Raw genomic sequence first — 14,040 nt, 5'->3', positions numbered from 1 at the left:
CGCCGTGCGTCTGACCTCGATCAAACTCGCTGGCTTCAAATCCTTCGTCGATCCCACGCATTTCCAGGTCCCCGGCCAACTGGTCGGCGTCGTCGGGCCAAACGGGTGCGGCAAATCCAACATCATCGATGCCGTGCGTTGGGTGCTCGGCGAATCGCGCGCGTCCGAGCTGCGCGGCGAGTCGATGCAGGACGTGATCTTCAACGGCTCGACCTCCCGCAAGCCCGGTAGCCGCGCGAGCGTCGAACTCGTGTTCGACAACGCCGATGGCCGCGCCGCCGGCCAGTGGGGCCAGTATGCGGAAATCGCCGTGAAGCGCGTGCTCACGCGCGACGGCACCTCGAGCTACTACATCAATAATCTGCCGGCGCGGCGCCGCGACATCCAGGACATCTTCCTCGGTACCGGCCTCGGGCCGCGCGCGTACGCGATCATCGGGCAGGGCATGATCTCGCGCCTGATCGAGGCGAAGCCGGAAGAGCTGCGGGTGTTTCTCGAGGAAGCCGCTGGCGTGTCGAAGTACAAGGAACGCCGCCGCGAGACGGAGAACCGTCTGCACGACACCCGCGAGAACCTGACGCGGGTCGAGGACATCGTCCGCGAACTCGGTGCGAACCTGGAAAAGCTCGAAGCGCAGGCGGTGGTCGCGACGCGCTATCGCGAGTTGCAGAGCGACGGCGAAGAAAAGCAGCGTTTGTTGTGGCTGCTGCGCAAGAACGAAGCGGGCGGCGAGCAGCAGCGCCAGCAGCGCGCGATCGAACAGGCGCAGATCGACCTCGACGCGCAGACCGCGAAGCTGCGCGAAGTCGAAGCGGAGCTCGAAACGCTGCGCGTCGCGCATTACTCGGCGAGCGACGCGATGCAGGGCGCGCAGGGCGCGCTGTATGAAGCGAATGCGGAAGTGAGCCGGCTCGAGGCGGAAATCCGCTTCATCGTCGAATCGCGTAACCGCGTGCAGGCGCAGATCGCCGCGCTCACCGCGCAGCGCGAGCAGTGGCAGTCGCAGGCCGGCAAGGCGCAGGACGATATCGCCGACGCCGAGGAACAGCTGGCAGTCGCGGAAGGAAAGGCCGCGCTTGCCGAACACGATGCGGCCGCGAAGCACGACGCGTTGCCCGCACTTGAAGCGTGCTGGCGCGACGCGCAGGCGGAGCTGAACACCGAGCGCGGCGGCATCGCGCAGACCGAGCAGGCGCTCAAGCTCGAAGCCGCGCATCAGCGCAACGCCGATCAGCAATTGCAGCAATTGCAGCAGCGTCAGGAGCGGCTGAAATCGGAACAGGGCGGGCTCGACGCGCCCGACGAAGCGCAGCTCGAAGAGTTGCGCATGCAGTTGGCCGAGCACGAGGAAATCCTGCACGACGCTCAGGCGCGCCTTGCCGAGGCGCAGGAAACGCTGCCGCGTCTCGACGGCGAGCGCCGCGCCGCGCAGGAGCGCGTGCAGGCGGAAAGCGCGCAAGTCCATCAACTGGACGCGCGCCTGGCCGCATTGAAGCAGTTGCAGGAAAACGTGCAGACCGAGGGCAAGATCCAGCCGTGGCTCGACAAGCACGAACTGGGCAGCCTGCCGCGCCTGTGGAAGAAGCTGCACGTCGAGGCCGGTTGGGAGACCGCGCTCGAAGCCGTGCTGCGCGAGCGTCTTGCCGCGCTCGAAGTATCGAATCTCGATTGGGTCAAGGCGTTCGCGACCGACGCGCCGCCGGCCAAGCTGGCGTTTTACGCGCCGCCGTCGGCGGGCCAGCCGGCCGCCGCGCCGGGCGCGCTGCGCTCGCTGCTGTCGCTCGTGCGCATCGAAGACGCGGGCATTCGCGCGGTGCTGAACGATTGGCTCGGTCTTTCGTACGTCGCCGACGATCTGCAGCAGGCGCTGGCGATGCGCTCGCAGTTGCCCGAAGGCGGCGCGTTCGTCGTCAAGCCGGGCCACGTGGTTACGCGCGTCGGCGTGCAGTTATACGCAGCCGATTCCGAACAGGCTGGCATGCTGGCCCGTCAGCAGGAAATCGAAAATCTCGGCCGCCAGGTGCGCGCGCAGGCGTTGCTCGCCGACGAGGCGAAGGCCGCGGCGATCCGCGCGGAAGCCGCGCACACGCAAGCCGCGCAGGCGCTGGCCGACGTGCGTCAGCAGGCCGAACGCGCGACGCAGCGCGTCCACGCATTGCAGATGGATGTGCTCAAGCTGACCCAGGCGCATGAGCGCTACACGCAGCGCAGCACGCAGATTCACGAAGAACTCGACGAAATCGCCGCGCAGATCGACGAGCAGCGCGCGCTGCGCGCCGAGTCGGAAGCGAACTTCGAGCGCCACGACGGCGAGCTGGCTGAGTTGCAGGCACGTTTCGAAGATCATCAGCTGGCATTCGAAGCGCTCGACGAACAACTCACTATCGCGCGCGGCGAAGCGCGCGAGCTCGACCGCGCCGCCACCGACGCGCGTTTTGCGGCGCGCAACATGGCGAACCGCATCGACGAACTGAAGCGCAGCATCCAGGTCGCGCACGAGCAGAGCGAGCGGGTCGCGGGGGCGCTCGAAGACGCGCGCGCCGAACTCGAAACGATCAACGAGCAGACCGCGCACACGGGTCTGCAGGACGCGCTCGATATCCGCGCGGTCAAGGAAGAGGCGCTGCGCGCGGCGCGCGTCGAGCTCGACGATCTGACTGCGAAGCTGCGTTCGGCCGACGAAACGCGCCTCACCGCCGAGCGCGCGCTGCAGCCGCTGCGCGACCGCATCAACGAATTGCAGCTTAAGGAGCAGGCCGCGCGCCTGAGCGGCGAGCAGTTCATCGAGCAGCTCGCGGCGGCGGGCGTGGACGAGGCCGAATTGCAGGCCAAGCTGACGCCAGACATGAAGCCGTCGTATCTGCAGGGCGAAGTCACGCGCATCAACAACGCGATCGTAGCGCTCGGCCCGGTCAACATGGCCGCGCTCGACGAACTCAAGGCGGCGACCGAGCGCAAGAGCTTCCTCGACGCCCAATCGGCCGACCTCGTCAGGGCGATCGAAACACTCGAAGACGCGATCCGCAAGATCGACGCGGAAACGCGCACGCTGCTGCAAAGCACCTTCGACGAAGTGAACCGTCATTTCGGCGAGCTGTTCCCGCGTCTGTTTGGCGGCGGTCAGGCGAAGCTGATCATGACCGGCGACGAAATTCTCGACGCCGGCGTGCAGGTGATGGCGCAGCCGCCTGGCAAGAAGAATTCGACGATTCACCTGCTGTCGGGCGGCGAAAAGGCGCTGACGGCGACCGCGCTCGTGTTTGCGATGTTCCAGCTGAATCCCGCGCCGTTCTGTCTGCTCGACGAGGTCGACGCGCCACTCGATGACGCCAACACCGAGCGTTTCGCGAATCTGGTGCGGGCGATGTCGGACAAAACCCAGTTCCTGTTTATCTCGCACAACAAGATCGCGATGGAAATGGCGCAGCAACTGATCGGCGTGACGATGCAGGAGCAGGGCGTGTCGCGGATCGTCGCGGTCGACATGGAAACGGCCACCGGTTTCGCCCAGAATATCGTTTAAGTTAAAGCCTTCGCGGGCGTCCGCGTTCAGCGCAGCGGCTTCGCATGAGGATCGCGCGACACCTGAACCGGACGCAACGCCGCGCGGATAGAAGAATTGCTGATGGAGCATGCATGGACGAGTTGACACTCGGTTTGATCGGCGCGGGTGCCGTGGTGGTCGGCGGCGTGGTCGTGTACAACGCGTGGCAGGGCGCGAAGGTGCGCCGCAAGATGCCGCGGCCAATGCCGGCCGAGACCGCCGAGAGCTTTGCGCGGGACGAGCACGACGAGCAGAGCCCGTTCATCGAGCCGGCCCGGCCCACCACGCGGCGCGAGCCTGCTGTGAGCGGCAATCCCGATCCCGGCGCCGACCTCACCGCCGCGCGCGTCGAGCCGACCTTTGGCGCGAGCGCCGCGCCGCTCGATACGCCAGCCGATATCCAGGCTGAAATGACGACGCCGAACGGCTATCCGGCGGCCGACGCCGCGGCTCAGGCCGAAGGCGGGCACAGCCACGCCGCCGACGCGGAGCGCTCTGCCGACGCAAGCGCGGCTAACCAGGCACTGGCCGGACAGGAACGCGCGGAGCCGATTGTGCCCGCGGCCACGACGATTTCGGCGGCGCCGCCCGCGATCGTCGACCGTCGTATCGACTGCATCGTGCCGATCCGGCTCAACGGCGCCGTGGCCGGTGACAAGGTGATTCCGCTTGCGCAGCGTCTGCGCCGGGCGGGCAGCAAGCCGGTGCATATCGAGGGCAAGCCCGAAGGCGGCGCGTGGGAGTTGCTGCAGAACGGCGCGCGCTACGAGGAACTGCGCGCGGCCGCGCAACTGGCCAACCGCAGCGGCGCGTTGAACGAACTCGAGTTCTCCGAGTTCGTCACCGGCGTGCAGCAGCTTGCCGATGCGCTCGACGCGGCGCCGGAATTCCCCGACATGCTGGAAACGGTCGCGATGGCGCGCGAGCTCGACGGCTTCGCCGCGCAGTGCGACGCGCAACTGTCGATCAACGTGCTGTCCGATGGCGCGCCGTGGTCGGCCAACTACGTGCAGGCGGTTGCGTCGCAGGACGGGCTGCTGCTGTCGCGCGACGGCACGCGCTTCGTCAAACTCGACTCGCGGCAAAGCCCGGTATTCATGCTGCAATTCGGCGACACCAATTTTCTGCGCGACGACCTGACGTACAAGGGCGGCGAAATGATCACGCTGGTACTCGACGTTCCGGTTGCGGACGAAGACATTCTGCCGTTCCGGCTGATGTGCGACTACGCGAAGTCGCTTGCCGAGCGCATCGGCGGGCGCGTGGTCGACGATGGCCGCCGGCCGCTGCCGGAAAGCGCGCTGCTGGCAATCGAAAAGCAGTTGATGACGCTCTACGCGAAGCTCGAACAGGCGGGGATTCCGGCGGGTTCCCCGGCCACGCGGCGCTTGTTCAGCCAGTAACGCTTCAACGCTTTCGTGTTTTCGTGTTCCGAAGACGGCCGCCCATCGCGCGGCCGTCTTCATTTCGGGTGGCGCATTGATGCGCTGCGCTGCTCCATTCGCTGTATCGCTCGGCGGCGACGCGAAGCCGTGTTCCGCGGCGCAGCGTAGGGTCGATCAGACAGGGGCAGCGCAAATAGCACGCCTCGCGAACGCGACCGGCTCGCGCTCCGCAATAGCCCCAGGTCGTCCATTCGGCCGATGTAAAGGGGCACGCTTCCTGCGATAATCGCCTGTCCGAATTTCACCTTCCGAAGCTGCCGACAGCATGGCCCGAACTCCCGTCCCTTCTTCCGAAACCAGCGCTCCGGGCGAGCGGGCCGCGTGGCTGCGCGCGGAGCTCGAACGCGCGAACTACGCGTACTACGTGCTCGATCAGCCCGACCTGCCGGACGCCGAGTACGACAAGCTGTTCAAGGAACTCGATCGCATCGAAACCGAGCATCCGGACCTGATCGTGCCGGACTCGCCGACCCAGCGCGTCGGCGGCCAGGCGGCGAGCGGCTTCAAGCCGGTCGTGCACGACCAGCCGATGCTGTCGCTGAACAACGGGTTCGCCGATGAAGACATCGTCGCGTTCGACAAGCGCGTCGGCGAGGCGCTCGGCAAGAATGCGAGCGAGCCGCCGGTGCCGGTCGATTACGCGGCCGAGCTGAAATTCGACGGTCTCGCGATTTCCCTGCGTTACGTCGACGGTGTGTTCGTGCAGGCGTCGACTCGCGGCGACGGCACGACCGGCGAGAACGTCACCGAAAACGTCCGTACGATCCGTTCCATTCCACTGAAGCTCAAAGGCAAGCGCGTGCCGCGCGTGCTCGACGTGCGCGGCGAAGCGCTGATGTTCAAGCGCGATTTCGAACGCCTGAACGAGCGCCAGCGCGCCGCCGGGCAACGCGAATTCGCAAACCCGCGCAACGCGGCGGCGGGCAGTCTGCGCCAGCTCGACTCGAAGATCACCGCGCATCGGCCGCTGTCGTTTTTCGCTTACGGAATCGGCGTGCTCGAAGGCATCGAGATGCCGGCCACTCATAGCGAACTGCTCGACTGGTACAAGGAAATGGGCTTGCCCGTGAACGGCGAGCGCGCGCTCGTGCAGGGCGCCGAAGGCATGCTCGGTTTTTTCCGCGCGGTCGGCGAGAAGCGCGACAAGCTGCCGTACGACATCGACGGCGTGGTCTACAAGGTCAACCGCCGCGACGAGCAGGATGCGCTCGGCTTCGTGTCACGCGCGCCGCGTTTTGCACTCGCGCACAAATTCCCCGCGCAGGAAGCGCTGACGAAACTCGTCGCGATCGACGTGCAGGTCGGCCGCACCGGTGCGATCACCCCGGTCGCGCGACTGGAGCCGGTCTTCGTCGGCGGCGCGACGGTCACCAACGCGACGCTGCACAACGAGGACGAGGTGCGCCGCAAGGACATCCGCATCGGCGACACCGTGATCGTGCGGCGCGCCGGCGATGTGATTCCCGAGGTAGTGAGCGCGCTGCTCGAGCGCCGTCCGGCCGACGCCCACGAGTTCGTGATGCCGACCCAATGCCCGGTGTGCGGCTCGTCGATCGAGCGGCTGCCCGACGAGGCGATTGCGCGCTGCACCGGCGGGCTGTTCTGCCCGGCGCAGCGCAAGCAGGCGCTATGGCATTTCGCGCAGCGGCGCGCGCTGGATATCGACGGCCTCGGCGAAAAGATCATCGATCAGCTGGTCGAGCAGAACCTGGTGCGTACGCCAGCCGATCTCTTCAACCTCGGTTTTGCGACGCTCGCGGAGCTCGATCGCTTCGCCGACAAATCGGCGCAGAACCTGCTCGACTCGCTCGAAAAAGCCAAGCACACGACGCTCGCCCGTTTCATCTACGCGCTCGGAATTCGCCATGTCGGCGAATCGACCGCGAAAGATCTCGCGAAGCACTTCGGCTCGTTGACGCCGATCATGGATGCTTCGCTCGAAGAATTGCTCGAAGTCAATGACGTGGGTCCGGTGGTGGCCGAATCCCTGCACCAGTTCTTTGCCGAAGAGCACAACCGCACGGTGATCGAGCAGTTGCGCGCGCCGGGCAAGGTGACGTGGCCGGAGGGGCCGCCCGCGCCGAAGGCGCCGCAGGGCGTGCTGGCCGGCCAGACGGTGGTGCTGACCGGCACATTGCCGAAGCTGTCGCGCGAGGACGCGAAGGCCATGCTCGAAGCGGCCGGCGCGAAGGTGGCCGGGTCGGTGTCAAAGAAAACCAGTTACGTGGTGGCGGGCGCCGACGCGGGCAGCAAGCTCGCGAAGGCCGAGGAACTCGGCATCCCCGTACTCGACGAAGATGGTATGCGCAAGCTCCTGGAGGGGCATTCATGATCCACGACATTCTCAAGATGGGCGATCCGCGCCTGCTGCGTATTGCCGATCCGGTCGATCGCTTCGACACGCCCGAACTGCATACGCTCGTGAAGGACCTGTTCGAGACCATGCACGCCGCGAACGGCGCGGGCCTCGCGGCGCCCCAGATCGGCGTGAATCTGCAGGTGGTGATTTTCGGTTTCGGCAAGAACGAACGCTATCCGGACGCGCCGCCGGTGCCGGAGACGGTGCTGATTAACCCGACCGTCACGCCGGTCTCACAGGACATGGAAGAGAGCTGGGAGGGCTGCCTGTCGGTGCCGGGGCTGCGCGGCGTGGTGAGCCGCTTTTCGATGATCCGGTATCACGGCTTCGATCAGTTCGGCAATCCGATCGACCGGGTGGCCGACGGCTTTCATGCCCGGGTCGTGCAGCACGAATGCGATCACCTGATTGGCAAGCTGTACCCGATGCGGATCCACGATTTCTCGAAATTCGGTTTCACCGAGGTGCTGTTTCCGGACCTCGATCCGAATAGCGACGATTGATTGCCGAGTCTGCCGTTTCGCCACGGCAGGCCGCCCGTGCCGCCAGCAAAAAACCCACGCACAGACGTGGGTTTTTTGCTGGCTCGGCGCGCCGCCGCGCAAACGGCAGGACGGGAGCGGCGTCAGAACGCTTCGTCTTCCGACAGATAACGCCATTGGCCCGGCGGCAGCGCGCCGAGCATCACGCGGCCCACGCGCACGCGCTTCAGACCGACGACTTCGAGGCCGACCAGTTCGCACATCCGGCGAATCTGGCGCTTCTTGCCCTCTCGCAGCACGAAGCGCAACTGCTCGCCGTTCTGCCAGCTTACTTCGGCCGGCCGCAGCGGCACGTCGTCGAGCGACAGCCCGTGACGCAGCAGTTCGAGGCTGTCAGCCGGGAAGCGGCTTTCGATGTCGACGGTGTGCTCGCCATACGCGACGCGCACCAGATACTCCTTGTCGACCTCCGAATGCCCGCCGATCAGCTGTTTGGCGATGCGGCCGTCCTGCGTCAGCACGAGCAGGCCGGTCGAATCGATGTCCAGCCGTCCGGCCGGCGCCAGCTGGCGCAGATGCGAAACCGCGAAGGGGATGCCCGAGTGGTCGCCTTCCCAGCGGTTCTCCGGCGTGACGAGCGTGATGGCGGGCTGATAACCGTCCTCGGCCTGACCCGATACGAGACCGACCGGCTTATGGATCAGCACCGTCACCTGACTCGACTGCGCGGCTTGGGCCGCGGGATCGATGTCGATGCGCTGGTCCGGAAAGACCTTGGCGCCGAGCGTATCGACGCGTTCGCCGTCGACCATGACCCAGCCTTTTTCGATCCATTCATCGGCCTCGCGGCGCGAGCAGATGCCGAGCTTCGACATCAGCTTCGACAGCCGCAACATGCCGGGCGCGTCTTCCCGGTCACGTCGCGGCGGGCGCGGGGTGTCGTGTGACATGTGGTGCGCCGTGTCGATTTCCGCAGCGCGGCGCGAGGTCGCCGATGCGGCTGCGGGCGGTTTGCCGGCGCGGGCGGGGCGCGCGTCGGGAGCGCGGCGCGCGGCGGCCGGTGAGATTTTGTCGAAGCCGCGAGCAGTGCGTTCGGCAGCTTCGCCACGGCGCGCGGGGCGCTCGCCGAACTCGCGTTTGGCGGGCGTCGAGTCGCCGCGTTCGCTACGCTCGCCGCGCTTGTTACGGTCATCGCGGTCAGTGCGGTTGTCACGCGGTGCGCGCGATGGACGCTCCGAGCGGTCTGAACGCTCGCTCTCGCTGGCTTTTACGGGTTTCGCGAAGCTGCGCTCGCCGCGCTCGCCTTCGAAGCGGCGCGGGGCGCCGGCGCTGCGCTCGCCACGCTCACCGCGATCGAGGCCGCTGCGCTGCTGCGCTGCGCCGCGATCACTGCCGAAGCGCGGGCGGTCGGCGGCATCGCGCTCGCTGCGCACCGGCCGGTCGCCCCGCGTGCCGTGTTCCGACGGACGCCCTGCGCTCGTGCGCGCACCGCTGAACGGGCGACGTTCGCCGTCGTCGCGGCGGGGAGGACGGTCACCGAAACTGCGCGGCGCGCGCTCGCCGCGATCCGCACTGCCTTCGAAACGGCGTGGTGCGCGTTCGGCGCGTTCGCTGGTGCCTTTGAAACTGCGCGGCGCGCGTTCGGCGCGCTCGCTGGTGCCTTCTGAACGGCGCGGGGCGCGTTCACCACGTTCACCCGCGCCTTCGAAACGGCGCGGGGCGCGTTCACCACGTTCACCCGCGCCTTCGAAACGACGCGGCGCGCGTTCGCCACGTTCTCCTGCGCCTTCGAAACGACGCGGCGCGCGCTCGCCACGTTCGCCTGCGCCTTCGAAACGACGCGGCGCGCGTTCACCGCGTTCGCCTGCGCCTTCCAAACGGCGCGGCGCGCGTTCGCCCCGCTCGCCACCGCCAGCCGGGCGCCGTGGCGCGCCTGCGGCACCAGCGCTCCGCTCACGCGTGAACGACCCTTCGGCACGCTCACCACGCGCGCCGCTGGCCGCTGGCCTGGCGTTCGTGGATCGCTTCGCCGCACCGTCGCGTGTCGTGGCTGACTCCGCGAGCGGCGGCTTCGGCCGCGCCGGACGGGTCGGCTTACGCGCGGCCGCGCTGCCGAAACGGACAGGGGCGCGTTCGGTCGATGCCGGCCGCGGATGCTTGGCTGTTAATTTGACTCGCATGAAATCTCACACTGCGATCGCGCGCAGCAATTCGGTTTCGACCTGGATTTGCAGGCGGCTGTCCGACAGGCTGTGTCCTTCGAGCAGGAACACGTCTTCGACGCGTTCGCCGAGCGTATTGATCCGCGCCGACGCGACGCCGACCCGGTGCTCGGCCAGCACGCGCGCGATCGAATAAAGGAGGCCCGGCCGGTCGTTAGCCGACACGGACAGGATGTAGTATTGGCCGCGCTCGTCGGCTCGCAGGTCGACGCGCGGGGTAATCGGAAAAGTGCGCGACAGGCGCGACAACCGGCCCTTCGACGGTCCCGGCAGCAGCGTGCCGTGGCCGGTGAGGCGCGCGCTCAGCTCCTGTTCGACCAGATTGGCGATGTCGCGGTAATGCACGTCCCGCTCGGCGTGCGCGACGAGGAAGTTATCGAGGGCGTAGCCGTGGCGCGTGGTGCTCACGCGAGCATCGAGTACGGACAGCCCTTTGCGGTCGAAGTACGCGCAGATGCCGGCGAACAGGTCCGGCTGGTCCTTCACGTAGACGAGCACCTGCAACGCTTCGCCGATCGGCGACGGGCGGGCGCGTACGAGCGGCGTCGGCGTGTCGACGTGGCGATAGAGCACGCGTGTTTGCCACGCGATATCGGCCGCATCGTGGCGCAGGAAATAACCGACGTCGAGCTCGCTCCACAGCGCCCGTTGCGCACCTTCCGGCACAGTCTCCAGCCGCAGCAGCGCGAGCGCTTCTTCCTGGCGCGACTTCAGCTCTGAATGCGTGTCGGGCCGCGCGCCGCCGAGCACGGCCAGCGTGCTGCGGTACAGATCCTCGAGCAGCTTGCCTTTCCACGTGTTCCAGACCTTCGGACTGGTGCCGCGGATGTCGGCCACCGTCAGCAGGTAAAGCGCGCTCAGGCGGCGCTCGGTGCCGACCAGTTCGGCAAAGCGCTTGATCACTTCAGGGTCGCTCGTGTCCTGCTTCTGCGCGACCTGGCTCATCGTCAGATGCTGCTGCACCAGCCACACGATCAGATCGCCGTCCTCGTCGTCGATGCCGTGCTGCCGGCAAAAGCGCTGGGCGTCGGCCATACCCAGCGTAGAGTGGTCGCCACCGCGGCCTTTCGCGATGTCGTGAAACAGCGCCGCTACATACAGTACCCATTCCCGGTCGAAGCTGACCATCAACTGGCTGCAGAATGGATATTCGTGCGCATGTTCGGCCACCGCGAAGCGGCGCAGATTGCGCAGCACCATCAGGATGTGCTGATCGACCGTGTAGACGTGATACAGGTCGTGCTGCATCTGGCCGACGATGCGCCGGAAATTCAGCAGATAGCGACCGAGCACGCTGGTCTGGTTCATCAGCCGGAAAGCATGCGTGATGCCGGCCGGCTGCTTCAGGATCTCCATGAACAGGCGCCGGTTTTCAGGGTCGCGCCGCCAATGCTGGTTCATCATGTCGCGAGCGTTGTAGATCGCGCGTAGCGTGCGCGCCGACAGGCCCTTCACGCCGGGCGTGCGTTCGTACAGCAGGAAGGCTTCGAGAATCGCGTTCGGCTCGCGCAGGAACACGTCGTCGGAAGCGATCTCGAGCATGCCCTGCTTTTCGACGAAGCGGTCCGACAGCACTCGCGTGATACCGCTCGTGTTCGGGAAAAGCTGCGCCTCGATGTTCTGGATCAGGATCGTCGCGAGCTGTGTGACGGCTTTGGCGGCCCAGTAGTAGCGGCGCATCAGCTGTTCGCTCGCGCGTTTCGGGGCGGTCGGCTGGTAGCCGAGGCTTTCGGCGACCGGTGTCTGCAGGTCGAACACCAGGATGTCCTGGCGCCGGCCTGCGATGACGTGCAGCCGCGCGCGCAGCGACTTCAGGAAGCCCTCGTTGCGGCGCAACTCGCGCGCCTCGCGCTCGGTGATGAGACCGCGCGCTTCGAGCTCGCGCCAACTGCTGCCGAAACCGGCCGCCTGGGTGACCCACAGGATCAGTTGCAAATCGCGTAGCCCGCCCGGACTTTCCTTGATGTTCGGTTCGAGCGCGTAAGGCGTGTCCTGAAACTTCGCGTGGCGCTGGCGCATTTCCAGCACCTTCGCCTGGAAGAACGCCTTCGGATCGAGCGCGGCGCGGTAACGCCGCGCGAAATCGTCGAACAGTGCAGCGCTGCCGGTGATGCGCCGAGCCTCGAGCAGCGAGGTGCGCACCGTCACGTCGTTGGCCGCTTCCACGATGCATTGCGACACGCTGCGCACACTGCTGCCGAGCTCGAGGCCGAGATCCCACGCGAGGCCGATGAAGCGCTCGATACGCGCGTCGAGGTGCGGGCACGGCGCATCGGGCAGTAGCACGAGAATGTCGATGTCGGAGTGAGGCGCGAGTTCGCCGCGCCCGTAGCCGCCGACCGCGACGAGCGCGAGCTCGCCGGGCAGCTCGCAGGTGTCCCAGGCGGCGCGCAACGAGTTGTCGGTGGCGCGCGCGAGCGCGCCCATCAACGCGTCGACGTTGGTCGCGCTGCGAAAGCGTTCCAGCAACTGGGCTTTGGCCACTTTGTAGTCCGCTTTGAGCGAGCTGGCGTGGGCTGGGGCGACGGCTGGAGCGCTACTCATTGGCAGGCGGGTGGTCAGGTCGGGGCGTGCTCAGGCGGTGGCCACAACGGGCGGACGCGCGGACGGACGCGCGGGCGTGCCGGCCGACACGGTCAGCACGTCGTGGCCGCTCTCCGTGACGAGCACCGTATGCTCCCATTGGGCGGACAGGCTACGGTCCTTGGTCTTGACGGTCCACTGATCCGGCATCGTGCGGATGTCGCGGCGGCCGGCATTGATCATCGGCTCGATCGTGAAGATCATCCCCGGCTGCAGTTCGAGCCCGGTGCCGGGACGCCCGTAGTGCAGGATCTGCGGATCTTCGTGAAACACGGTGCCGATGCCGTGGCCGCAGTATTCGCGCACCACGCTGTAGCCGAGGCCTTCGGCGTGCTTCTGGATCGCGTAACCGATATCGCCGAGATGCGCGCCGGGGCGTACCTGGTCGATGCCGAGCCACATGCATTCGAAGGTGGCCTGCACGAGCCGTTTCGCCATGATCGAGCCTTCACCGACGATGAACATACGGCTCGTATCGCCGAAGTAGCCTTCCTTGATGACGGTGATGTCAATATTCAACGCGTCGCCGTTCTTCAGCGCCTTGTCGCCGGGGATGCCGTGGCAGATCACGTCGTTGACGGAAATGCAGGTGGCTTTCGGATAGGGCGGGTAGCCGGGCGGCTGGTAATTGAGTGGTGCCGGAACGGTGCCCTGTTCCTTGAGCATGTATTCGTGGCATAAGCGGTCGAGTTCACCGGTGGTGACGCCGACTTTCACGAACGGCGTAATGTAGTCGAGCACTTCGCTGGCGAGTCGGCAGGCGACGCGCATCTGCGCGATATCGTGATCGTTTTTGAGGGTAATAGCCATGAGTCGGGCCTGAAATGCGATTTATCGCGAGATTATCTCACCATATGTCTGCCGCCGCAGGCTTTTACAAGCGGGTTCCGGCATTTTGGCGAGGGCGCCGGTGGCGTCATTTCAGGAATGTTGCCCGGAGCGGCTTTCGCCGGCTGGATACGAATTGTCCAAATACAAACCGCGGTTCGGGTCTCTTTCGGAAGGGTGACGATGGCGTCGCGCCGACTCTGTCGGAAGCTTGCGGGCATTACCCGCACGGCTTGAGGGAGCCAGTAGTCACGTGCTATAATCTTCGGCTAAGTCGATCCAAGTCCAGTTTTTATTGCGGTGTGATTGCACTGCAAGCATTGCAAGGCGGCTGGTCGGGAAAGGCTTATCGTGACGCACGGTTTTTCTCGTGCGTCACGAGTCATGTAGCAGTAAGGCAGTTCACTCGCAAGCCGGCGCACCCAGGGTGTCGTCGCGTTCCAGCCGGAAGGCGGACGCGGCCGATGCGGCAGCCGGCTTAAGACCCAACCCTCGCGGAGATTTTCATGGCAGTCACGATGCGTCAAATGCTGGAAGCCGGTGTCCACTTCGGTCACCAAACGCGCTTCTGGAACCC

Annotated in this window: 7 protein-coding genes; 4 read left to right on the top strand and 3 right to left on the bottom strand. The window is 66.3% G+C overall.

Features of this window, described 5'->3' with window-relative positions; genetic code table 11:
- The first annotated feature begins 4 nt into the window (after nt 1–4).
- The 4 genes from smc (at nt 5) to def (ending at nt 7,851) form a co-directional block, all read left to right on the top strand.
- Nucleotides 5–3,523 (top strand): chromosome segregation protein SMC, encoded by a 3,519-nt coding sequence (smc, locus tag VGH68_RS29475; RefSeq protein WP_331607274.1) that lies wholly within the window; start codon nt 5–7, stop codon nt 3,521–3,523.
- A gap of 113 nt (nt 3,524–3,636) precedes the next feature.
- Nucleotides 3,637–4,947 carry a cell division protein ZipA C-terminal FtsZ-binding domain-containing protein gene (locus tag VGH68_RS29470; protein WP_331607273.1) on the top strand — a complete coding sequence of 437 codons (1,311 nt, stop codon included), beginning with the start codon at nt 3,637–3,639 and terminating at the stop codon, nt 4,945–4,947.
- 307 nt (nt 4,948–5,254) lie between these two features.
- Complete coding sequence (gene ligA, locus VGH68_RS29465; protein ID WP_331607272.1) at nt 5,255–7,321, top strand: NAD-dependent DNA ligase LigA; 2,067 nt, start codon at nt 5,255–5,257, stop codon at nt 7,319–7,321.
- Complete coding sequence (gene def, locus VGH68_RS29460; protein ID WP_331607271.1) at nt 7,318–7,851, top strand: peptide deformylase; 534 nt, start codon at nt 7,318–7,320, stop codon at nt 7,849–7,851. Before ligA ends, def begins: the two co-directional genes overlap by 4 nt.
- 122 nt (nt 7,852–7,973) lie before the next feature.
- Here def and VGH68_RS30180 read toward each other — a convergent pair whose 3' ends face one another.
- The 3 genes from VGH68_RS30180 to map are packed head-to-tail and all read right to left on the bottom strand — an operon-like array spanning nt 7,974 to nt 13,445.
- On the bottom strand, nt 7,974–10,010 hold the full coding sequence (locus VGH68_RS30180) for a pseudouridine synthase (protein ID WP_414697009.1): 2,037 nt from the start codon (nt 10,008–10,010) through the stop codon (nt 7,974–7,976).
- 6 nt (nt 10,011–10,016) lie between these two features.
- Nucleotides 10,017–12,596, bottom strand: coding sequence for a [protein-PII] uridylyltransferase (locus VGH68_RS29445; RefSeq protein WP_331607268.1), 2,580 nt, complete (start codon nt 12,594–12,596; stop codon nt 10,017–10,019).
- Nucleotides 12,597–12,626: 30 nt separating this feature from the next.
- On the bottom strand, nt 12,627–13,445 hold the full coding sequence (gene map / locus VGH68_RS29440; protein WP_331607267.1) for a type I methionyl aminopeptidase: 819 nt from the start codon (nt 13,443–13,445) through the stop codon (nt 12,627–12,629).
- Nucleotides 13,446–14,040: the final 595 nt, after the last annotated feature.

Origin of the sequence: Paraburkholderia sp., assembly GCF_036488505.1 — a bacterium.
In the GTDB taxonomy this organism is placed as follows: Bacteria; Pseudomonadota; Gammaproteobacteria; order Burkholderiales; family Burkholderiaceae; genus Paraburkholderia.
The sequence above is the reverse complement of the archived record's forward strand: the minus strand, read 5'-3'. Positions and strand labels throughout refer to the sequence as shown.

Bases quoted from the DNA above. Each gene is read 5' to 3' on its own strand.
- VGH68_RS29470 (WP_331607273.1), top strand. From the start codon at position 3,637: ATGGACGAGTTGACACTCGGTTTGATCGGCGCGGGTGCCGTGGTGGTC.
- ligA (WP_331607272.1), top strand. From the start codon at position 5,255: ATGGCCCGAACTCCCGTCCCTTCTTCCGAAACCAGCGCTCCGGGCGAG.
- def (WP_331607271.1), top strand. From the start codon at position 7,318: ATGATCCACGACATTCTCAAGATGGGCGATCCGCGCCTGCTGCGTATT.
- VGH68_RS30180 (WP_414697009.1), bottom strand. From the start codon at position 10,010: ATGCGAGTCAAATTAACAGCCAAGCATCCGCGGCCGGCATCGACCGAA.
- VGH68_RS29445 (WP_331607268.1), bottom strand. From the start codon at position 12,596: ATGAGTAGCGCTCCAGCCGTCGCCCCAGCCCACGCCAGCTCGCTCAAA.
- map (WP_331607267.1), bottom strand. From the start codon at position 13,445: ATGGCTATTACCCTCAAAAACGATCACGATATCGCGCAGATGCGCGTC.